Annotated in this window: 18 protein-coding genes; 4 read left to right on the forward strand and 14 right to left on the reverse strand. The window is 70.6% G+C overall.

Annotation, left to right across the window (positions count from 1 at the left end; translation table 11 throughout):
* The first annotated feature begins 37 nt into the window (after window positions 1–37).
* Together G4D86_RS32985 and G4D86_RS32990 are read left to right on the forward strand one after the other, a co-directional pair.
* Window positions 38–511 carry an ATP-binding protein gene (locus G4D86_RS32985; RefSeq protein ID WP_163998064.1) on the forward strand — a complete coding sequence of 158 codons (474 nt, stop codon included), beginning with the start codon at window positions 38–40 and terminating at the stop codon, window positions 509–511.
* The gene (locus G4D86_RS32990; RefSeq protein WP_163998065.1) at window positions 498–1,256 is read left to right on the forward strand and encodes a tRNA(His) guanylyltransferase Thg1 family protein; all 759 of its coding nucleotides are present in this window, start codon (window positions 498–500) and stop codon (window positions 1,254–1,256) included. The genes G4D86_RS32985 and G4D86_RS32990 overlap by 14 nt, the downstream gene beginning before the upstream one ends.
* On the opposite strand, the gene G4D86_RS32995 is transcribed toward G4D86_RS32990, so the two are convergent.
* The 9 genes from G4D86_RS32995 to G4D86_RS33035 all read right to left on the reverse strand — a co-directional run bounded on the left by G4D86_RS32995 (window position 1,243) and on the right by G4D86_RS33035 (window position 12,020).
* Window positions 1,243–2,118, reverse strand: coding sequence for a transglutaminase domain-containing protein (locus tag G4D86_RS32995; protein WP_163998066.1), 876 nt, complete (start codon window positions 2,116–2,118; stop codon window positions 1,243–1,245). The genes G4D86_RS32990 and G4D86_RS32995 overlap by 14 nt on opposite strands.
* Window positions 2,119–2,138: 20 nt before the next feature.
* On the reverse strand, window positions 2,139–2,681 hold the full coding sequence (locus tag G4D86_RS33000) for a DUF350 domain-containing protein (protein WP_163998067.1): 543 nt from the start codon (window positions 2,679–2,681) through the stop codon (window positions 2,139–2,141).
* Window positions 2,682–2,730: 49 nt separating this feature from the next.
* Window positions 2,731–3,336 carry a CAP domain-containing protein gene (locus tag G4D86_RS33005; protein WP_163998068.1) on the reverse strand — a complete coding sequence of 202 codons (606 nt, stop codon included), beginning with the start codon at window positions 3,334–3,336 and terminating at the stop codon, window positions 2,731–2,733.
* 137 nt (window positions 3,337–3,473) lie between these two features.
* Window positions 3,474–5,648 (reverse strand): S41 family peptidase, encoded by a 2,175-nt coding sequence (locus G4D86_RS33010; protein WP_240360602.1) that lies wholly within the window; start codon window positions 5,646–5,648, stop codon window positions 3,474–3,476.
* Between the two features lie 167 nt (window positions 5,649–5,815).
* Entirely contained in the window at window positions 5,816–6,226 is a 411-nt protein-coding gene (locus tag G4D86_RS33015) for a DUF779 domain-containing protein (protein ID WP_163998069.1), read from the reverse strand.
* A complete protein-coding gene (gene adh, locus G4D86_RS33020) occupies window positions 6,226–7,746 on the reverse strand; it encodes an aldehyde dehydrogenase (RefSeq protein ID WP_163998070.1) in 1,521 nt (506 codons plus the stop codon). The genes G4D86_RS33015 and adh overlap by 1 nt, the downstream gene beginning before the upstream one ends.
* A gap of 254 nt (window positions 7,747–8,000) precedes the next feature.
* Window positions 8,001–10,007: a sigma-54-dependent Fis family transcriptional regulator gene (locus tag G4D86_RS33025; RefSeq protein ID WP_163998071.1), complete on the reverse strand. Its 2,007-nt coding sequence runs from the start codon at window positions 10,005–10,007 to the stop codon at window positions 8,001–8,003.
* A 99-nt stretch (window positions 10,008–10,106) separates the two neighbouring features.
* Entirely contained in the window at window positions 10,107–11,276 is a 1,170-nt protein-coding gene (locus tag G4D86_RS33030) for a hypothetical protein (protein ID WP_163998072.1), read from the reverse strand.
* A gap of 18 nt (window positions 11,277–11,294) precedes the next feature.
* Window positions 11,295–12,020: a helix-turn-helix domain-containing protein gene (locus G4D86_RS33035; RefSeq protein WP_163998073.1), complete on the reverse strand. Its 726-nt coding sequence runs from the start codon at window positions 12,018–12,020 to the stop codon at window positions 11,295–11,297.
* A 257-nt stretch (window positions 12,021–12,277) separates the two neighbouring features.
* Between G4D86_RS33035 and G4D86_RS33040 the strand changes: the two genes are divergently transcribed.
* Both G4D86_RS33040 and G4D86_RS33045 read left to right on the forward strand, forming a co-directional pair.
* Window positions 12,278–13,084 carry a CPBP family intramembrane glutamic endopeptidase gene (locus tag G4D86_RS33040; RefSeq protein ID WP_163998074.1) on the forward strand — a complete coding sequence of 269 codons (807 nt, stop codon included), beginning with the start codon at window positions 12,278–12,280 and terminating at the stop codon, window positions 13,082–13,084.
* A gap of 66 nt (window positions 13,085–13,150) precedes the next feature.
* Complete coding sequence (locus G4D86_RS33045) at window positions 13,151–14,440, forward strand: MFS transporter (RefSeq protein WP_163998075.1); 1,290 nt, start codon at window positions 13,151–13,153, stop codon at window positions 14,438–14,440.
* Here the strand turns inward: G4D86_RS33045 and G4D86_RS33050 are convergent.
* The 5 genes from G4D86_RS33050 to G4D86_RS33070 form a co-directional block, all read right to left on the reverse strand.
* Window positions 14,418–14,915, reverse strand: a complete 498-nt coding sequence (locus G4D86_RS33050; protein ID WP_240360603.1) for a nuclear transport factor 2 family protein — start codon at window positions 14,913–14,915, stop codon at window positions 14,418–14,420. The genes G4D86_RS33045 and G4D86_RS33050 overlap by 23 nt on opposite strands.
* A 107-nt stretch (window positions 14,916–15,022) precedes the next feature.
* Window positions 15,023–16,396 (reverse strand): hypothetical protein, encoded by a 1,374-nt coding sequence (locus G4D86_RS33055; RefSeq protein WP_163998076.1) that lies wholly within the window; start codon window positions 16,394–16,396, stop codon window positions 15,023–15,025.
* Window positions 16,393–17,316, reverse strand: a complete 924-nt coding sequence (locus G4D86_RS33060) for a hypothetical protein (RefSeq protein WP_163998077.1) — start codon at window positions 17,314–17,316, stop codon at window positions 16,393–16,395. Before G4D86_RS33060 ends, G4D86_RS33055 begins: the two co-directional genes overlap by 4 nt.
* A gap of 166 nt (window positions 17,317–17,482) precedes the next feature.
* The gene (locus G4D86_RS33065) at window positions 17,483–18,376 is read right to left on the reverse strand and encodes a phosphatase PAP2 family protein (RefSeq protein WP_163998078.1); all 894 of its coding nucleotides are present in this window, start codon (window positions 18,374–18,376) and stop codon (window positions 17,483–17,485) included.
* Window positions 18,369–19,298, reverse strand: a complete 930-nt coding sequence (locus tag G4D86_RS33070; RefSeq protein WP_163998079.1) for a fatty acid desaturase family protein — start codon at window positions 19,296–19,298, stop codon at window positions 18,369–18,371. The genes G4D86_RS33065 and G4D86_RS33070 overlap by 8 nt, the downstream gene beginning before the upstream one ends.
* Between the last annotated feature and the right edge of the window lie 41 nt (window positions 19,299–19,339).

Below are 19,339 nucleotides of genomic sequence, written 5' to 3' on the forward strand. Positions count from 1 at the left end.
GGCGTCGGAGCGGCGTCGCGTCGAGTGAGGCTCCGCCATGGAACTGGTCCTGTTCATCGGCCTGCAGGGCTCCGGGAAGAGCAGCTTCCAGCGCCAGCGCTTCGCTGAAACGCACGTGCTGGTGAGCAAGGACCTGTGGCCCCACGCGCGCCGGAAGGAGGCGAGGCAGCGGCGGTACATCTCCGAGGCGCTCGCGGCGGGACGCGCGGTGGTGGTGGACAACACGAACCCGTCGCCCGAGGTGCGCGCGCCCCTCATCGCCCTGGGCCGGGCGCACGGCGCGCGCGTCATCGGCTACTACTTCGCCTCGGACTTGAAGCTGTGTCTGGAGCGCAATGCCCAGCGGCAGGGACGGGCGAGGGTGCCGGAGGTGGCGCTGTTCGCCACCGTGAAGCAGCTCCAGCGGCCGAGCCGCGCCGAGGGCTTCGATGCGCTGTACCACGTGACGTTGACCGCGGAAGGCGACTTCCGCGTCGAGGACTGGAAGGAGGAGACCGATGGAACCGGATGAGCTGGCGACCCGCATGCGACAGGGTGAGGTGTTCCACGGCCTGCGCCTGTTGCCGGGGGCGTGGACGGTGCTGCGCGTGGACGGCCGGGGCTTCTCGCGCTTCACCGGGGAGCGCTTCGAGAAGCCCTTCGACCCGGCCTTCCACCAGCTGATGGTGCGCACCGCCAGCGCGCTGCTGGAGGACCTACAGGGCGTGTACGCGTACACGCAGAGCGACGAAATCTCCGTCCTCTTCCGGCCGGAGTGGTCGCTGTTCGACCGCTCGATGGAGAAGCTCGTCTCGCTGTCGGCGGGCCTCGCCAGCGCCACCTTCACGCTCGCGGCGGGCGTGCCGGCCGTGTTCGACGGCCGCGCGTGGCTGGGCACCAACGAGCGCGCGGTGCTGGACTACTTCCAATGGCGCCAGTCGGACGGCAGCCGGTGCGCGCTGCATGGCTATTGCTACTGGACGCTGCGCAAGGAGGGCCGGACGGCGACCCAGGCCACGCGTGAGCTGGACGGCCGCAACGTGGGCTACAAGAACGAGCTGCTCTTCCAGCGCGGCATCAACTTCAACGAGGTGCCGCTCTGGCAGCGCCGGGGCTCCGCCATCTTCTGGGAGCAGTACTTGAAGGAGGGCGTGGACCCGCGCAACGGCCAGCGCACGCAGACGTCGCGGCGGCGGCTGAAGGTGGACTCGGAGCTGCCGATGAAGGAGGCGTACGAGGATTACCTGCGCGGCCTCCTCGCCGTCAGCCCGACGTAGGCGCGCCCAGCGCCAGCACCTTCCACAGCCGGGGCTTGTCGTACTGGGGAGGAATCATCCCCAGCGGCCAGCCCTCGGCTGTGACTTCCGCGTACTGGTAGCTGCGCCCGCCCAGCCGCAGGCGGGTGCCGTTGCCGGGCAGCCCCACGCCCACCGCCGCGTGCGACAGCGGGTCCGAGTACAGCAGCACCGCGTCGATGCCCGCCTGGCGCAGCAGCATCACCGCCAGCACCGCCTTGGAGTCGCAGTCCCCGCGGTCCTGCGCGGGCACCAGCGCCGGGGGGATGATGCCGAAGGGCATGTCGTGCGGCAGCTCGTAGCGGATGCGCTGCACGAAGCCGAGGATGAGCTGCGCGGCCTGAGCGGCGTCCAGCCCGCGCTCGCGGATGGAGGTGACGAAGCGCTCGCCCAGCGCGTGCACCGGCTCCGCGTTGGTGCGCATCAGCTCCTCGTAGATGCAGCGCATGTCCGCGGTGCACCCGGCCGGGGCGTTGTAGGTGAAGCGCTCGGGGCCCATGGAGCGGTAGCGCAGCCGCCGGCCCAGGGCGGCGTGCTCCTCCTCCAGCTCCAGGGTCAGCTCCTCGCCCAGCCCGTAGGAGACGTAGTGCTGTGGGGGGCTGATGCTCTCCGCCTTCCACTCGTAATTCTTCGCGCGCTGCGGCGGCGTGTCGGACGGGAGCAGCACCGCGCCCAGGTCCACCAGGCGCACGCTGCTCGGGAAGCCCGGCAGGGGCGCGCGCACATCCACGTCGGCCAGCCGGCCCAGCATGCCCAGTCCGCAGCAGCAGAAGCAGCTGCCGAGGGCGATGCCCGCGAGCAGCAGCTTGAACAGCGTCTTCCAGGAACCGGAGCCGGAGGCCATGGGCGCGCGCCTACCTCACGTCACGCGGGTGCGCGCAGCGTCCCCTCGGGCAGCTGCGGGAAGGGGATGAGGCCGTTGAGTGCCGCCTGGAGCCCCGGCGCCGTCAGCAGCGCGAGCACCACCAGGATGGCGGAGAGGATGAGCGCCGCGGCGACGTTGCCCTTGCGCACCTCCGCCAGCTCGTCGATGCCGGGCGTCATCCGGTCGAACAGCAGGATGCCCATCGCCAGCACCGCCACGCCCACGCCCAGAGACAGCCCCACGTGCAGCACCGCGACGGCGAGCAGCTTGCCCACCATCAGCGGCTGGAAGGGCAGGGTGCGCACGGTGAGGTCCACCGCGTCCGACGTGGCCTGCACCGCGTGCTGCACCAGCAGGCCCAGTGACAACAGGCTCGCGGCGTGCACGGTGCAGGCGGCGGCGTTCCCCTGGCGCAACTCCTCCACGGGGTTGGTGCCGAGGATGCGGCTCAAGCCGCGCAGCCCCAGCCAGATTCCGAGCGCGGCGACGAGGCCGCCGAACACCACCTTGACGAGACCGACGAGGAGAAGGACGAGGTCCATAGCAGGCGCGGCGCCCCGAGACCAGGCGCCGCGCCGCGGACTCTACCGCTCAGGGCGTGCCGAAGTCCTGCGTCCAGTAGTGCTTGTAGGTGCTCGTCGGCGCGTAGAAGTAGCCGATGCCGATGTGGCGCAGGCCGGCGTTCATGATGTTGTTGCAGTGGCCGGTGCTGGACATCCACCCGTTCACGACGGCGGCTGCGGTGGAGTAGCCGGCCGCGACGTTCTCCGCGGCGCTCCGGTACGTGTAGCCGGCCGAGGTGATTCGCTGCCACGGCGTGGTGCCGTCCGAGCCGGTGTGGCTCATGAAGTTGTTCGTCCCCATGTCGCGCGAGTGGTGGCGCGCCGCGCAGCGCAGCCGGGTGTCGAGCGTGAGCGCGGGCGCCGCCGGCTTCGCCACGCCGCCACAGGTGGCACCCGCGGCCCGGCGCTGGTTCACCAGGGTGAGCACCTGGGACTCCAGGCTGGCCCAGTTCGCATCCCACGTCGTCACGTCATCACAGTAGGCGAATGCGGAGACGGCATGGGACGGCTCGGAAGTCTCCACGGCGGGGACGAGCGCGCCCTCGCCCGTCTCGGTGACGGGAGACTCGGGTGCACCGCAGCCGCCGAGGACGGCGGCACCCAGGAGAAACAGCGGAAGGGAGCGGGAGGCCATGTCGGTTCCTTTGGTCAGAGGTGATGCGGCCCGCCTCGGGGGAAGCGGACCGCCCACGCATCCTGCCCGCTCTCCTCGCGGAGTCGAGGACGGGCCGGACTGGGGCCCGCATGCTCGGGTGTTTCCGTCAGCCCATCCTATTGCAGCAGCAATTCAATGGCCCCGAGCAGCTCCGAATCCCTGCCCGTGGCGAGGTCCTCCGCCGTGGGTGTCACCTCCACGTCCGGGACGATGCCCACGCCATGGAAGGTGGAGCGGTCCGGGAAGAGGACCTCGGTGCCGGTGGAGATGAAGCGGAAGGCCCCCGGCAGCACGAGCATGGTGACGTTGCCGTTGGTGCCCGCGCTGCGCTGGCCCACGACGCGCACGCGCTTCTGCGCGACGAGCATGATGGAGAAGTTCTCCGCCGCGGACACCGTGTGCGGGCCCACCAGCAGGACGATGGGGCCCGTGAAGGACGGCTCCGGCAGGGGCGGGTTGGCGTACTGGAGCTCATCGAAGTCGAGCTGGTCCGGGCCCGTCCAGCGCCTCGTGCGGAAGATGGCGGAGAACACGGTGTCCTGGAGCAGGTGCTGGGCAACCGCGGAGTGGTCGATGGCGGGATAGTCCCGCATGTCCAGCACCAGGCCGCGTGCGCCCGCCGCCTCCTTCAATTGGGTGCGGAAGTCCACGAGGCGGGTGAGCACCTCGCCCGCCAGGTTGATGTAGTAGACGGACGGCGCGCCCAGGTCCCCGAGGAAGCCCGCCGCCCGCCGCGAGCCCCAGGGGCCCAGCCCCGCGGCCGCATCGGCGGGGGCCCAGGGCTTCACCGTCTCCGTGCGCTCGCTGCCATCCACGGCCCGCAGTCCGAGCGTGAGCGGTTCACCCTGCTCGCCCAGCCTGCGCGTGGCGAGGTCGAAACGGTAGCCCTGCGTCGCGGCGGAGGTGCGCCCCAGCTCCTCGGCATACCAGTCGGCCGTGGACTGGCTCCCGATGCGCACCAGCGTGTCTCCCGGCCGCAGCTCCGGCACCAGCGAGCGGTGCACCACCGGCGCTCCGGCAACTTCTTCCATGAGCGCGGGCAGTATCCCGACGGCGGGCGGATTCGTGTCGATGACGAAGCCATGCCCGTCCTGCAGGACGGCGCCAAGCCGGCGCAGCAGCAGGCGGATGCGCTCGCGGCTCACGGGCGCCGCGTCCACGGCGGCGAGCGTCTCCTCCAGCCGCGCGTCGAGGCTGTCCCCGACGACAGCGAAGTAGGGAAAGAAGCGCCGCATGGTGCCGTGGATGATGAGCAGGTCCGCGCGGGCGATGCCGGCGGACTGCTCTGGCGCGGGAGGGGTATGGAGTTGCGGGGTGCGTGGCACCATGCGCGCCCGGGCGGGAGTCACGCTTCGGTCCAGCGCGCCTGGCGTGCCTGCCGTGGGAAGCTCGCGCAGGCTGTCCGCCAGGGACGCTTGCAGCGTCCGGTCCGCGGGCAGCAGGTCCGGCAGCGGGCCCTCGGCGTCCGCGAGCTGCAGGAGGCGGATGGCGAGCCCCTGCGCGGCGCCGATGGGCACCCAGCGGGACTCCGCCACGGCAGTGGCCACGGGCACACCCTGGAGCCAGGCACGTCCCGAGGCGCGCAGGTCCACCGCGAAGCGCGCCGCCGTGGGAGGCAGGGCAGCACTCGTGAGCAGCGCCACCGGCAGCTCCGCCTGCCCCGAGGCGGCATACGGCGGAGAGGTCAACAGGGCCGTGGTGTTCGAGTAGATGTTCCGGGCGTTGAACTCGTCCGTCAGTCCCGCGTGGCGGCGGACGCGGTGGCTCACCCGCGCGACGGGCCGGGTGCTGGCGGCGGCGATGGCGCGCGCGAGGGCCTCCTCCAGTCCCGGCGCTTCGGTCAGCCCCCGGAGGTCGATGGCCACGGCCCGTGTGCCCGGCGGCAGCGTCACCTCGCCCGTGCCCGGATGGATGACCGCGATGCCGCCTGCGTCCTCCACGCTCACGGCGGGCAGTGGCTGCGCGGCGGTGGCCTCCCGCGCGCACACGTCCTCGAGCGACTCGGCGTAGGTGCGGGCCGCGACATCCCAGTCGACGGTGGGGCCGTCCAGCGCCTTCGCGAGCGCGGCATCCAGCTCGAAGGCGTGACTGCCCGGACTGAAGAAGCGCACCAGGGCGTGAGCCGAGGACATCGCCAGGGCGGGGCTTCCGGAACCGGCGGGGCCCGGAGCCACGAGGGGGCACCAGTCGATGGCCACCGGCGGAGGCCCCGGCTCCGGCGCGGGGGCAGGGGGCTTCTCGTCATCCGTACAGGCCGACAGGAGGCAGGCCGCCAAGAGCAGCCACCCCATGCGCGGGGCGCTCCGGCCCCTTGTCATTTCAGGGTTGAGCAGGGTCATGCACCCAGAACGCAAGCACGGGCGCGAAGTCTCGGCCAGGGGGCGGGAGACTGCGCGGGGCGCCAGCGCACGTCGGAGGGGGGAAGTCCGTCACGCTGGCGCCCCGGTGCCGGCCGTGGCTACTCCGGCGGTCCCCGCCGGGGCGGCGGGGCGTGCTTCATGCGCTCGTACTCCTCATCGGTGAAGACGCGGCTGCGGGTGAGGAAGCGCACGCCCATCGGGGCCTCCAGGCTGAAGCCCGCGCCCCGTCCCTTCACCACGTCCACGGTGAGGTGGGTGTGCTGCCAGTACTCGAACTGCGCGCCGCCGATGTAGACGGGGCAGCCCTCCACCTCGCCCAGGAAGACGTCGCGCTGGCCGATGCGGAACTCGCGTTGCGCGTAGCACATGGGGGCGCTGCCATCACAGCAGCCGCCCGACTGGTGGAACATCAATGGCCCGTGCGTGGCGCGCAACTCGCGGATGACGGCGGCGGCCTCGGGCGTCACAGCCACCCGGGCCACCTCCGCTTCCGGCTGCTCGGCAGCCATCAGAAGAAACCCAGGGCCTTGGGGCTGTAGCTCACCAGCAGGTTCTTCGTCTGCTGGTAGTGGTCCAGCATCTTCTTGTGGTTCTCGCGGCCGATGCCGGACTGCTTGTAGCCGCCGAAGGCCGCGTGCGCGGGGTACAGGTGGTAGCAGTTGGTCCAGACGCGACCGGCCTCGATGGTGCGCCCGGCGCGGTAGGCCTGGTTGATGTCACGCGTCCACACGCCCGCGCCCAGGCCGTACAGCGTCTCGTTGGCGATGCGCATGGCGTCGTCGAAGTCCTTGAACGTCGTGACGCTCACCACGGGGCCGAAGATCTCCTCCTGGAAGATGCGCATCCGGTTGGTGCCCTGGAACACCGTGGGCGACACGTAGTAGCCGTCCTTCAAGTCACCCGGCAGGTGCGCGCGCTCGCCGCCGGTGAGGACCTTGGCGCCCTCCTTCTTGCCGATGTCGATGTAGCCGAGAATCTTCTCCAGTTGGTCGCTGGAGGCCTGTGCGCCCAGCATCGTTTCGGTGTCCAGCGGGTTGCCCGGCTTGACGCGCTTGACGCGCTCCAGGGCGCGCTCGATGAACTGGCCGTAGATGCGCTCGTGCACCAGGGCGCGCGAGGGGCAGGTGCACACCTCGCCCTGGTTGAGGGCGAACATGGCGAAGCCCTCGAGCGCCTTGTCGAAGAAGTCGTCGTCATGGGCCATGACGTCTTCGAAGAAGATGTTCGGGCTCTTGCCGCCCAGCTCCAGCGTCACCGGGATGAGGTTCTCGCTGGCGTACTGGAGGATGAGCCGGCCGGTGGTCGTCTCGCCGGTGAAGGCCACCTTGGCTACGCGGTTGCTGCTGGCCAGGGGCTTGCCGGCCTCGATGCCGAAGCCGTTGACGATGTTGAGCACGCCGTCCGGGAGGAGGTCCTGGATGAGCTCGGTGAGGACGAGGATGCCGACGGGCGTCTGCTCCGCGGGCTTGAGCACCACGCAGTTGCCCGCCGCGAGCGCCGGGGCGAGCTTCCACGCCGCCATCAGGATGGGGAAGTTCCAGGGGATGATTTGCGCCACCACGCCGAGCGGCTCGTGGAAGTGGTAGGCGACGGTGTCGGCGTCCAGCTCGCCCGCGGAGCCTTCCTGGGCGCGGATGCAGCCGGCGAAGTAGCGGAAGTGGTCGATGGCCAGCGGCAGGTCGGCGGCGAGCGTCTCACGCACCGGCTTGCCGTTGTCCCAGGTCTCCGCCAGCGCGAGCAGCTCCAGGTTCTGCTCCAGGCGGTCGGCAATCTTGTTGAGGATGTTGGCGCGCGCGGTGGGCGAGGTGCGGCCCCAGGCGACGCGCGCGGCGTGGGCGGCGTCGAGCGCCTTGTCGACGTCCTCGGAGGTGGAGCGGGGCACCTCACAGAAGGGCTGGCCCGTGACAGGGCTGATGTTCTGGAAGTACTGACCGCGCGTGGGCTCGACCCAGCGTCCGCCGATGAAGTTCTGATAGCGGGACTTGAACTTCACCTTCGAGCCGGGCTGATTGGGGGCGGCGTAGATCATGACGCTCTCCTTCACGTGGGCTGCGGGTTGGGACGCCGCCGTCCCGGAGCAGCGCGCGTGCCAGCGGACACTTCTCCGACGTCGCGGCGCGTCGTGTCCCGCTCTGCAACACTGTTGCGGACACAGGTGACGCGGGACGCAACACGTGCGTCGCATGGGGGAGACAGGGTTGGAGCGCTGACCGTGCGCGTCACGGTGCGGATGCGAACCCCGGGCCGGAGCGTCACGCGAAGGGAGTCAGGCGGGCGCGGTGCTCACGGGCGGGGCGGCAGCACCAGCCCGAAGCGCTCCACCATCCGGTACAGCGTGCTGCGAGCAATGCCCAGCCGGCGCGCGGCCTGTGCCACGTTGCCGCCGCTGCGCGCGAGCGCTTCCTGGATGGCGTGGGCCTCCAATTCCCGGAGCGCGCGCGGGGCAGCTACATCGGCCGGCGGCGGTGCGGACTCCACCGGGCGAGGTGCGGCGGCGACACCAGACACCGGCCCTCTCCCGAGCTCGGGCGGCAGTGCATCCACGTCCAGCACTGGCGAGCCCGAGGCCCGCACCAGCGCTAGACGCAGCACCGTCTTCAGTTCACGCACGTTGCCGGGCCACGAGTGGGCCGCGAGCCGCGCGAGCGCGGCGGGTGACAGCGTGGGTCTCGCCTGGCCTGACGCCTCCGCCAGCCCGGCGAGGAGTGCCTGCGCCAGCTCGCCAAGGTCCGAGCGTTCCCGCAGTGGTGGGAGCCGCAGCATGACCCCCTGGAGGCGGTAGTAGAGGTCGGAGCGGAACGTGCCGGCCCGCACCGCCGCATCGAGGTCTCTGCACGTGGCGCCGATGAGCCGGAAGCGCGACTGTCGTACCCGGGACTCGCCCACGCGCGAATAGCTCCCGTCCTCCAGCACGCGCAGCAGCAGCACCTGGAGCGCCGGAGGCATCTCCGCGAGCTCGTCGAGGAACAGCGTGCCGCCATCCGCCGCCGCGAGCTTGCCGTCCGCGCCCCCCGAGCGCGCACCGGTGAAGGCGCCCGGAGCATGGCCGAACAGCTCGCTCTCCAGCAGCGCGGGAGAGAGCGCCCCGCAGTTGACGGCCACGAAGGGACCGGAGGCCACGGTGCTCGCGGAGTGCAGCGCCCGCGCGAGCAGTTCCTTCCCGGTGCCCGTCTCCGACAGCAGCAGCACCGGGAGCGCCGTCGGAGCGAAGCGCGCCGCCTCACGCAGCGTGGCGCTCAGGTGTGCGTCACTCCCCTTGAGCTCGGCCCACGGCCCGCTCCTGGGGGCCGGTGCGTCCACGGCCACGGACCGCGCGCGCGCCACCAGCGGCTCCAGTCTCACGAGCACCGCGAGCGTCGCGCCACCTCCGCCCTCGCCCACCGCCTCCGCGTGGACGCGCCAGGGTGTGCCGCGCTCGGAGGGCCGGACCTCCAGCGACTCTCCCCGCAGCGCCGCCGCCTTCAGCTCCGGCCACGACAGTCCCAGCACTCCGCCCGCGCCCGTGGACGCAGCGTCCCCGAGCAGCGCACGCGCCGCGCCGTTCGCATGGCGCACGCGCCCCGGGGGCTCGACGATGAGGACCGGGCCGTCCTCGCGCGCCAGCCGCGCCTCCAGCCCACCACGCGCCGCGGCGGCCACACGCGCCCAGGCCACCTCGCGCAGGCGTGCCTCGGCCGCGTACGCCATGCTCACCACCGCCACGAGCACGAGCGGGTCCGCCGCGCCGGCGGGCCCCGTGACGTCCAGCACGCACACCAATTCCCCGAAGGGGTCATGCACCGGGGCCGCGTAGCAGACGAGCCCATGGTGCCGATGCGCGTAGTGCGCGGGCCCCACCACGGCCACGGACGAAGCCTCCGCCAGCGCGGTGCCGATGGCGTTGGTGCCCCGCGACGTCTCATCCCAGCATGCGCCCTCGATGAGGCGCACCGCGTCCGCGTGGTCCCGGAAGTCCCCACCCGAGGTGCGGGTGGCGAGGATGACGCCATCCCGGTCCGCGAGCAGCGCCACGCGCCCCGAGGGCAGGGGCGCCGCCGCGAGCACCTCCATCATCCCTCCGAGCTCGTGCCACACCGGCTCCAGCCGCGCGCGCCGCTCGACGAGGGCCAGGTGCCCGACGCTGGGGCCCTCATCCGGAACGCCCGTGCTCGGAGCCCCCAGCATGCGCGCGCGGTGCCAGCGCGTGAGGAGAGGCTGCAGCTCCGGACGCGCTCCGGCATCCCGGTCGAGCGCGCCGACGAGGAACTGCTCCCAGAGGAACGGTGAGGCGCTGAGGGTGAGCGTACCCACGAGGTTGCATTATGCCGCCAGCCCTCGCGCTGACGGCAACCCGGGGGCCCACGAATCGTGGACTGTTCACTGACGCGGCGCGCCGTCCCGCGCAGTGGCTCACGGCTTCGCGGGCGGTGCCCAGAGGCGCTCGGGCGGCAGCTCCAGCACGGAGGCCGCGGACGCATGCAGCGACGCGGGCTCGAGCCGTCCCTCGCGCGCGGCCTTGCCCAGCCACTCCTGGATGGCTCCGCCGGTGCGCTCGAAGCCGTCGGCCTTGAGGAGTCCATAAAGCCCGGCGGCGAGCACGTGCATGCCGTCATCAGCGCGGCGCCAGCGCTCGCCCGCCGGGACGGCGACGCCGAGTCGCTCGGTGATGAGCTGCTCCAGCGCCTCAGCGGTGTCCTCGTCGAAGAGGCCTTCGAGCGTGGTGTAGCCGAAGCTCGGGTCATGGTCCGCGACGATGCGGGTGAGCAGCGGGTCGCGGTGCAGCACCTCCATGGCCGCGCGAATGGTGGGGTGCTTCGCGTCGAAGGGCGGGTGCAGGATTTCGTGGGCCGCGTTCCGGATGACCAGCTCGTCCGGGTAGCTGAGGTGCGTGAGGAAGCGCTGGCCAATGACCTTGATGCCGTGCGGCTTGGAGAAGTGCAGCAGGTCGATGGTGATGTCCTCCTGCAGCGGGTGGCCCAGGAGCCGCTCCTGCTCGGCGATGACGTCGACTCCGGCCAGGCGCTGTCGCAGCGCCGCCGCGCGCTGCTCCGCGCTGTCACCGAGCACGTCCCGACGGAGCGAGGGGAAGCCCGAGGCCGCCATCGCTTCGAGCACGCGCGCCAGCGCGGGGCGGGCCGTGAGGAACCAGTCCCAGGCCTCGGGCTCCCAGTAGGGGCTGGCGCGGAAGCCGGGAAGCAGTTGCGCCTCGGCGCTCGCGAGCGAGCCGCGCAGGTCCTCCAGCGTCGCCGTGGGGCCGGCGGAGAACACCACGCAGAGGAACGGGCCCATCAGCCGGTTCTGCGCCTTCGAAGACTCCTTGAGCTGCTGGAGCGTGGTGACGGCGTCCGTGGAGAAGCCGGGAGTGAACCGGGCCAGCTCCTCGGCGTAGTAGCGCGTGTAGAAGGAATCCCCGGACAGGGGATTGAGGAAGCAGAGCGCATCCATGCCCTCGGAGCCGGCGACCTTCCAGCGAGTGCGGGGAGTGGCGGCGGCCGGGGCCCGAGTGCCTCCGGAAGCGCAGCCCAGCGTGGCGGCGAGGGGCAGGGTGAGCAGGGCGGAGAGACAATCGCGTCGGTTCATGTCCTCCGTGTGTAGTCGCTAGCGCCGGGTCGTTCTTGAATCCAGTTGACCCTCGGGCCGTGGTGGTCCGCGCCTCAGTACCCCGGGCGTCCGCCCCGTCAGGGCGACCACGTCGCGAGTCATGTGCGCCTGGTCGGTGAAGCCCAGCGCCAGGGCGAGCTGCGCGAGCGGCAATGTGGAGCGGGGAATCAGTCGCCAGGCCTGGAGCGCACGCACGTCGGCGCGGTAGCGCTTGGGCGAGACGCCGTAGGCCCGCTTGAAGCCACGGGCCACGGTCTCCACGGCGAGGCCCATGCGCTCCGCCCAGTCCGTCAGGCCCAGGGAGGGATTGTCGCGCAGCGCCGCGGCGAGCAGGTCGGGCCAGTCCCCAGGACTGGCGAGCGGCGCCATCAGCGACGAGACGGCGAGGTCCGCCGCCGCGATGGAGTTCCGCTCGGCCATCCGCACCACGGCATCCACGTCTCGCAGCAGTCCCACGGGCACTTCGGGCACGGCAGCGGGTAGTGGCAGGTTGAGGATGACGGCTCCGGTGGTGCCGAAGTGGTCCGCGTGTGCCTCGTAGGCGCGGTGGAAGACCACGGAGCCCGCCTCCAGCCTGAAGCGGCCGGAGTCGCCCGCCTCGACATAGCCACCCGCCACGACGACGGCGGTGTACCCCGTCACATGCCGGTGGCGATCGAGGCGGGCCGCCGCCGTGAAGCGCTGCCGTGCTGCGGTCCTCGTGGCGGTCATCGGCTCGGACATCGCGGCCTCACGGTTCCTTGCAAGGGCGCGGCATGGCGCCGAAGGAGTGCCGATTGAAGCACGGGTTTCGGGCCCCACCGCTCGGTGTCGGAAGCAATCGTTCCGGTGTGCAACGTAGGGAGAGCGTATGTGCGAAGGTTTCCCCGCTCGCCGCGTCGTCCTCGTGGAGCAGCGGCTCGGGCCTCGGAACCCCGGGGGACGCGCGGGGCGAGGCTGACGACGGCACGCCTCCCGGTGGGCGCCAAGGAGCTGAGGTCGTGAATCGAAGCCGGCTGACATCCCGTTGGAGCGTGACGCTCTTCGCCATCGGCGTGTTCTTCCTCATCAGTGAGTACGTCCGGCGGCTTCTGCTCCTGGCTTCGATGCAGCTCACGACGCGCAACGTGACGCGGCAGGCCCTGGAGGTGGTCCTCTGTCTCATCGCGGTCGCGCTCGTGCACCGCCTGCGTCCCGGCGCCGCCTTCCGAGAGGTCGGCTTCGGACGCTCCCCGCTCCGGGCCGCTGTCTTCTCGCTGGTCGCCACCGTGCCCATGTTCGTCACCTACGGCCACGCCGCGGGCTTCATGCCGCAGCGGCTCACGGCGGGCTACGTCCTGACGTCGGTGGTGATGGCGGCCCTCGCCGAGGAGGTGCTCTTCCGAGGCTTCCTCTTCGGTCAGTTGCGCCGGCGGGCGGGCTGGTCGTTCTGGGGGGCGGCGCTGGTGGGCATGGTGCCCTTCGCGCTCGGGCACTTCTATCAGGGCTACCAGACGGGCCATGGCGTCTGGGGCCTCGTGGGCGTGCTCGCCATCACCGGAGCGGGACACCTCTTCTTCACGTGGCTGCTGGAGCGCTGGGGCGACCTGTGGGTGCCCATCGGGATGCATGCGCTGATGAACCTGTGGTGGGACCTGTTCGGGGTGGATGCCACCGCGTTGGGCGGGGTCCAGGCCAACATCGCCCGGCTCCTCACCGTGGCGCTCGCCATCGGGCTCACGCTGAGGCTGCGGCGAGGAAGGCCCACGTGGGCGGACGAGGGACGGAGCCCGACGCTGGGCGCCCTCGGTGAGCGAGTCGCGCCGTGACAGCACGGGCTGGAGTGGTCTTTCCCGCTCGTCTACGGTGCGCGCCATTGCACCGAGGAGACGCGCATGTCGGCACCGGCAGCGGAGGATAAAGCCGAGACGCGCGCATCGGGGCTCCTGCTCCGCAACAGGGCCTTCCGCTCACTGTGGACCGCGCGAGTCATCTCCTTCACGGGAGACTCGCTCAGCCTCGTGGCGCTGATGCTCCATGTCGCCGGGGCCACCGGGCAGGCACTCGCGGTGTCGCTGCTGCTGCTGGTGGGAGACTTCGCTCCCGCGCTGCTGAGCCCCATCACCGGAGCCCTCAGTGACAGGTTCGACCTCAAGCGGGTGATGGTCGTCTGCGAGCTGCTCCAGGGCGCGCTCCTCCTGACGCTCGCGCTCTTCCTGCCGCCGCTGCCGGTGCTGCTGGTCCTGGTGGGACTGCGCGCGATTGCCGGACAGGCCTTCCAGCCCGCGTCCCGGGCCGCGCTGCCGGCGCTGGTGAAGGAGCGGGAGTTGGAGGTCGCGAACTCCACCCTCGGCTTCGGCACCAACGCCGCGGAGGCGCTGGGCCCGCTGGTGGCCGCGGCGCTGCTGCCGTTCGTGGGCGTGCGCGGCGTGCTCCTCATCGACGCCGCGTCCTTCCTCCTCTCCGCGCTGCTGCTGGCCTTCGTACCGTCCCTGCCGCCAGCACCGAGCGAGGCGCACGGCCCTCCGCCGTCGCTCCTCCGTCAGGCGAGGCTGGGCCTGGGCTACATCTGGTCCGCTCCCGCTGTGCGCGTCATCGCGCTGGGCTTCTGCGCCGTCGTCGCGTTCAACGGCGTGGACGACGTGGCGCTGGTGGTGCTGGCGAAGGACACCTTCCGCGCGGGGGACTCGACGGTGGGGCTCTTGCTGGGCGCGGTGGGTGTCGGGCTGGTGTGCGGCTATGGGCTGCTGGCGCGGTATGGCCCGCGCGTGTCGATGCCGCTGCTCCTCGTGCTCGGGTTCGCGGTGAGCAGCGTGGGCAACCTGCTCACCGGGCTGGCCTGGGCCGTCTCCGCCGCGCTCGCGATGCAGACGGTGCGGGGCCTGGGCATCGCCGCGATGGACGTGGCCACCAACACGTTGCTCCAGCGGGTGGTGCCCCCGGGAATGCTCGGGCGGGTCTTCGGCAATCTCTACGGTGCGATTGGCGTGGCCGCCGCGGTGTCCTATCTGGGCGGCGGCCTGCTGCTGGATGCGACCTCCGCCCCGGTGACGCTGATGGTCGCCGGGGCTGGAGGCACGCTGGCCACCCTCCTGGTGGCGCTCACGCTGCCGGGCTCCCTTCGCAGGAGCCTGGCCGCGCGAGACGCCGCGTCCGACGACGTCAGACGAGCCGCTTCCCCTTGACGAACTCCGCGCCGAGCAGATTGCCGCGATGGTGGATGGGGTCCAGCAGCACCTTGCGAATCCTCCAGCCCTCGGCGGTCTTCTCCACGTCGTGCGTGTAGCGGATGACGAGCGTCCACTCCTGGGGAACGCCGTTCAGCGAGAAGAAGTGGCCGACGTCCGCGTAGGCCATCACCTGGGCCTCCGTGGCGTTCTTGAAGTGGGTCCGCACCGTGTTGGCGGTGGCGTGCTGGACGCGGCTGTAGGGCGCCAGGGCGTCACCGCCCAACTTGCCCATCTCCTCCCGCGCAATGGTGATGGGCTCTCCTCCGAAGAGCCGGGTGTAGTCCGCCGTCACCTGGGGCGTGAAGACATTCACCCAGCGGCTCCAGTCCCCGGTGTCCTTGCCGAAGTCGATGGCCTGCCCGTACTCCGCCACCAGTTCCTGGACCGCAATCCAGTCCAGTACGTACTGCAAGTCCTGACCCTTCATCATGTCGGTGCACCTCACTGAGACGAGATGCCACCAGCTTGCTATTGATTGCCCTGTCACGGAAGCGCCCACCCGGGGCGATGGGCGCTCCGCGTCAACCGGGCCCCGGGTCAGGGGCCCGCGAAGAGATACGAGATGTGCATGAAGTTGAAGACCCGCTCGAAGTTCGCCCTGTAGTTCACCGACTCCGGAGCGGAGGCCTCGGTGTAGACAATCATGCCGGTGGAGCCGTCGGGCACCCGCTTGACGACGACGTCGAAGGACCCCTTGCCCGCGACGCTGTGTACGGACTCGACGTAGAGGGCTCCCGCACTGTCCAGCGCCGACGCGTACGTGACGTTGCCCACGTTCTCTGGGGCGGGGCCATATTCCCCCTGGAGGGTTGCAACGCCGTTGTTGGCGACGTGCCACAATTGCCGGGCGATGATTCCGGTGCCGGAGCTGAACCGGTAGCCAGCCAGCCAGAAGCCCGTCGTCGGGTGCGCGCGCGCGTCGACGAACGACCAATCGAACGGCAGCCCGGTGACGGGGATGAGCGTCCGCGAGGGAGTCCGGACAACCAGGTCGTGGGAGTAGTTCTGCTCGCCGAGCATGAAGTCCTCGGCGCTCCACGCAAGCATCCGGTACCCGGAGGCCACGACGTCCCCCGCGGAGTTGTAGAACGAGCGGACCTCGGTGTTTCCACAGGTGTAGGCAATGGCGCCGGTGCCCGCCTGCATGACGAAGCTCCGAACGTCCTCGGTGTCGCCGCACTTCGGCGCCGCGACCCGGGTGTCGTTCGCGATTCCATTCGTGGGGTACGAGCGTTCCCCTCCCTGGAGCTTGAAGCCGTCCGGAACGAAGATCTTCACCCTCTGCGGGGACTCCTCCCCATCGAGGTAGTAGATGCGGCCGGAGGGTGAGAGCACCGCACGCTCCAGGGAGCTGGTGGTGTTGCAGCCGAAGCCCACCTGCACGCGCGTGGGGGACAGGACGCTGGAGATGGCGTCGGAGTCGCAGCTGCCCGGCGAGAGCGTGCCCCAGATGAGCACGTCGTTCTCGCCCGACGGCTCGGAGTGACACCGGTTGTCCGCCCCACACGTCGTCGCCCAGAGGCCCCCACCGACACAGTTGTCGGAGGTGCTGCACCGGCCGGCCTGGAGGACGCACTTCCTCGTCGTGCCGTCGCAGTCCTCGTAGGACTGGCAGTCCGTCGCCGACTGGCAGGAGCCCTCCGCGAGCTGGCAGGTGTTGGCGGTCCCGCAGACCTCCCACGCCTCGCATTGCGCGTTGGTTCCGCACATCCCCGCGCGCAGCTCGCACCGCCGGCCCGCCGAACAGGCCTCCCAGGCCTGACACTCACCATCGCCGCCGCACCCGACGCACACCCCTTCCTCGCAGCGCAGGCCCGGCAGACAGCCCGAGTCGTTCTCACACAGCCCCTCGGGCACCGTCGTACACGCGAGGAACAGCACCGCACCACACACGACGAACGAGCGAATCACCACCGCCCCCCTACGTTGACGTTTCCGCCGCGGCCATTCGATTCGAACGACACCGCGGACAAGCCCCAGAAGCTGAGGCCGGTGAGCGCGATGACGCCGCCGCCAATCATCAGGGTGTTCGCCAGCGTGTTGTACGTCTTCACCTGGTCGTACCTGGAGCGGTCCGACGTCACCAGGAGGCCCTCGGAGTAGCGGCGCGAGAGGTCGTTGTTCAGGCTCTTGCTGCGCAGCCCGAAGAAGCCGCCGGCGCCGAGCACGAGCGCGCCGCCAATCGACGCGTAGATGCCCGTGCTCCGCATCCACTTGGAGGTCGAGCTCGGGGCCGCCGTGTCGTCGAGCGACTCCGCGAGCGACGTCGAGTCGGCCTCATATTGCGAGTCGGCTTCATCGGAGGGCCGTGGCGCGCTCTCGACGGGCTGCGGTTGCGGCACGGGCTGAAGCTCGGCCTGGGGCGCGGATGGGGCGGGCTCCAGCTCGACGAGGGCCTTCTCGAGCTGCTCGACCGCGAAGTGCGCCGGCCGCAGGTCCAGGAACCCGGGGATGAAGCGGAAGTGGACGGGATTCGTCCGCTGCTGCTTGCCGGTGATCAGCGACAGGGTGACGGAGACCACTCCGTCGTTCATCGCCGCCTCGGCATAGATGATGGCGCCGCCACGCCCGAGCGCCGCCAGGCACTCCGGCGTCGCCTGGGGCGCACACGACGCCTTCAGCGGCACGGGGCCGCGCAGGATGAACGTCCCCCGCCGTCGGTCACTGGCACGGACACCGGACACGATGAGCCCTTCCGCGTCAGCGCGGACCTTGGGCTCGAGATTTCCCTGTACAGGGTAGAGGCCGACCACGACCTGCGCGCGGGCAATTCCAGGCAACGCGAGGATCGCCGCCAGCACGAACAGTCGAAAGACTCGCGCATGCAGCATCGCGCGGCAAACTAGCTTAGCGGATGCTTAATGGTAAACAGCCCGGCGCTCGCATTGGATTGTCTGAACTGTCATTGCGTTCCGTTCTCGCGGGTCTTTCTGGGGGGGGGTGCAATGGCAAGCCTGGGGCATTGCTGACACGAATTGATGTCGTGCCCGACGCGGGTCACTCCAGACGCGCTGGGGGCGTCGGAAGCGGAGCGGGTGCCGTACCGTCGCGGTTCCACCGCGCGTGGATGCGCGGGTACACGGAGCGGAAAAAGGCAAACCACAGCACGCCCGCGAGAACGTCCACGGCGTAGTGGTAGCGCAGCACCAGCGTGGACGACACGATGGCCACTGCAACGGGCAGCAGAATCCTGAAACGCCGCGGGTGCGTGAGCCGGTCATGCTCCAGCAGCACCAGCGTGATGTACGTGTGCAGGCTCGGGAAGATGTCGTAGGCGGACGAGCCGCTCGCCACCACCGCCGCATTCAGCCGGGTGAGCCACCCGCCTTCGATGGGGACGGTGAAGAGCGCGGGCCACGCCACCGAGGGCCCCAGTGCCGGCACGAGGTAGTAGCCCGCGATGCCCGGCACGTACGCGGAGAAGACGTGGACGAAGAAGCGCTCCGCTCGCGCACGGGGACCGATGACAGCCCACGCCATTGCCAGGTGCAGGTACGCGTGGAACGCGAGGTAGCTCGCGCTGAACAGGTCATTCACCCACGGGGTGCTCCAGCGCTGGAGCCACACCGCTGGTGTGACGCCGAACAGGCGCTCGTCCACGGCGAGCAGCGCCGCGTCGTACGAAGGCAGCCCGAGCGCCGGCACCGTGTGCTTCACGGACGCATAGAAGAAGAACGTCGCGGCATACGCGAGCAACAGCCGCACGCGGAATGCATGGACGAAGCCATCCAGGCGCGCGAGCAGTGCCACGCCACCCACGAACAGCACCGTCGCCCCGAGCACCTGCGAGGTGATGGGAGCCCCGGCGCCCGCGACGAGCAGCAGCGCCAGGGAGAGGGCCGCGCCGAAGGTGGCCAGCAGCACCTCGTGCAGATACGGCCGCTCAGGCATCCGGCGAGGCGCTCTTCGCTCCGCGCACGAGCGAGCCGGTGACGACGCCGCGCACGAACGAGAAATAGGACGGAATGAAGGGAGCGCCCTGGGCGAGGAGCTCCGCGCGCAGTGTCCGGTGCAGCTCGGGCAGGTTGTACCAGGGGACGCGCGGGTAGAGGTGGTGCTCGAGGTGGTAGTTCTCGTTGCACATGAAGAAGCGCGTCACCGGGTTCGACAGGATGGTGCGCGAGCCGCGGACCGGATGGTTGCTCTCCGCGAGGAACGTGTGCTGGCTCATCCCGCGGATGTTCACGAGCGTGTTGATGACGAGCATGGGCACCACCCATGCGTGAAGCAGCACCGTCCCGGGTACGAAGGCCACGGCGAGCGCGGCGCCCACCGCGAGCAGCGCCACCTCGACTTCAATCCACCGGCGCTCGGAGGGCGTGCCGTGCCGCCAGCCCAGGATGGGAATCATCGTGATGTACGCGGGATAGCCGAGCAGCAGCCGCCCCACGTGCATCGACAGCTCCAGCCAGCGGCGCCCCGTGTAGTTGCCGTAGTGGTCCGGGTCCCTCCCGCCACCGAGGTCGATGTGGTGGCGCAGGTGGAGCACCTTGTACGCCGCGAAGTTCTGCAGCACGGGCAGCGCGCACAGCATGCCCCCGAGCCGGTTGAGCCACCGCCGCCGAGACAGGCTGCCGTGGACCGCCTCGTGGGTGAACAGGCTGATGCCGTGCAGTGACGCCGCGGCGATGACGTACAGCACCGCGCGCGCGAGCCACCCGGAAGCGGAGGTCTCCGTCGCGAGCCTGACGGCCAGGGCCGCCGCGACGAGGTACAGCGCCAGGAAGAGGAGGAGCCGGGGGACGTGCCGGGCGTCGACCTGCTCCAGCGTGCGCAACCGGGCGGGTGTGAGGGACTCTGTCGGCGACGGCATGGGCTGTTCCGGTGGAGACGACCATGCCATACAGTCGGCGC

It is taken from the genome of Pyxidicoccus caerfyrddinensis (assembly GCF_010894405.1).
Taxonomy (GTDB): Bacteria; Myxococcota; Myxococcia; order Myxococcales; family Myxococcaceae; genus Myxococcus; species Myxococcus caerfyrddinensis.

Excerpts from the sequence above, each read along its gene's own strand:
- G4D86_RS33050 (WP_240360603.1), bottom strand. The coding sequence starts at position 14,915 with ATGATGAAGGGTCAGGACTTGCAGTACGTACTGGACTGGATTGCGGTC.
- G4D86_RS33015 (WP_163998069.1), bottom strand. The coding sequence starts at position 6,226 with ATGGCTGCCGAGCAGCCGGAAGCGGAGGTGGCCCGGGTGGCTGTGACG.
- adh (WP_163998070.1), bottom strand. The coding sequence starts at position 7,746 with ATGATCTACGCCGCCCCCAATCAGCCCGGCTCGAAGGTGAAGTTCAAG.
- G4D86_RS33070 (WP_163998079.1), bottom strand. The coding sequence starts at position 19,298 with ATGCCGTCGCCGACAGAGTCCCTCACACCCGCCCGGTTGCGCACGCTG.
- G4D86_RS32990 (WP_163998065.1), top strand. The coding sequence starts at position 498 with ATGGAACCGGATGAGCTGGCGACCCGCATGCGACAGGGTGAGGTGTTC.
- G4D86_RS33030 (WP_163998072.1), bottom strand. The coding sequence starts at position 11,276 with ATGAACCGACGCGATTGTCTCTCCGCCCTGCTCACCCTGCCCCTCGCC.
- G4D86_RS33010 (WP_240360602.1), bottom strand. The coding sequence starts at position 5,648 with ATGGGGTGGCTGCTCTTGGCGGCCTGCCTCCTGTCGGCCTGTACGGAT.
- G4D86_RS32995 (WP_163998066.1), bottom strand. The coding sequence starts at position 2,118 with ATGGCCTCCGGCTCCGGTTCCTGGAAGACGCTGTTCAAGCTGCTGCTC.
- G4D86_RS33000 (WP_163998067.1), bottom strand. The coding sequence starts at position 2,681 with ATGGACCTCGTCCTTCTCCTCGTCGGTCTCGTCAAGGTGGTGTTCGGC.
- G4D86_RS32985 (WP_163998064.1), top strand. The coding sequence starts at position 38 with ATGGAACTGGTCCTGTTCATCGGCCTGCAGGGCTCCGGGAAGAGCAGC.
- G4D86_RS33035 (WP_163998073.1), bottom strand. The coding sequence starts at position 12,020 with ATGTCCGAGCCGATGACCGCCACGAGGACCGCAGCACGGCAGCGCTTC.
- G4D86_RS33045 (WP_163998075.1), top strand. The coding sequence starts at position 13,151 with ATGTCGGCACCGGCAGCGGAGGATAAAGCCGAGACGCGCGCATCGGGG.
- G4D86_RS33060 (WP_163998077.1), bottom strand. The coding sequence starts at position 17,316 with ATGCTGCATGCGCGAGTCTTTCGACTGTTCGTGCTGGCGGCGATCCTC.
- G4D86_RS33065 (WP_163998078.1), bottom strand. The coding sequence starts at position 18,376 with ATGCCTGAGCGGCCGTATCTGCACGAGGTGCTGCTGGCCACCTTCGGC.
- G4D86_RS33005 (WP_163998068.1), bottom strand. The coding sequence starts at position 3,336 with ATGGCCTCCCGCTCCCTTCCGCTGTTTCTCCTGGGTGCCGCCGTCCTC.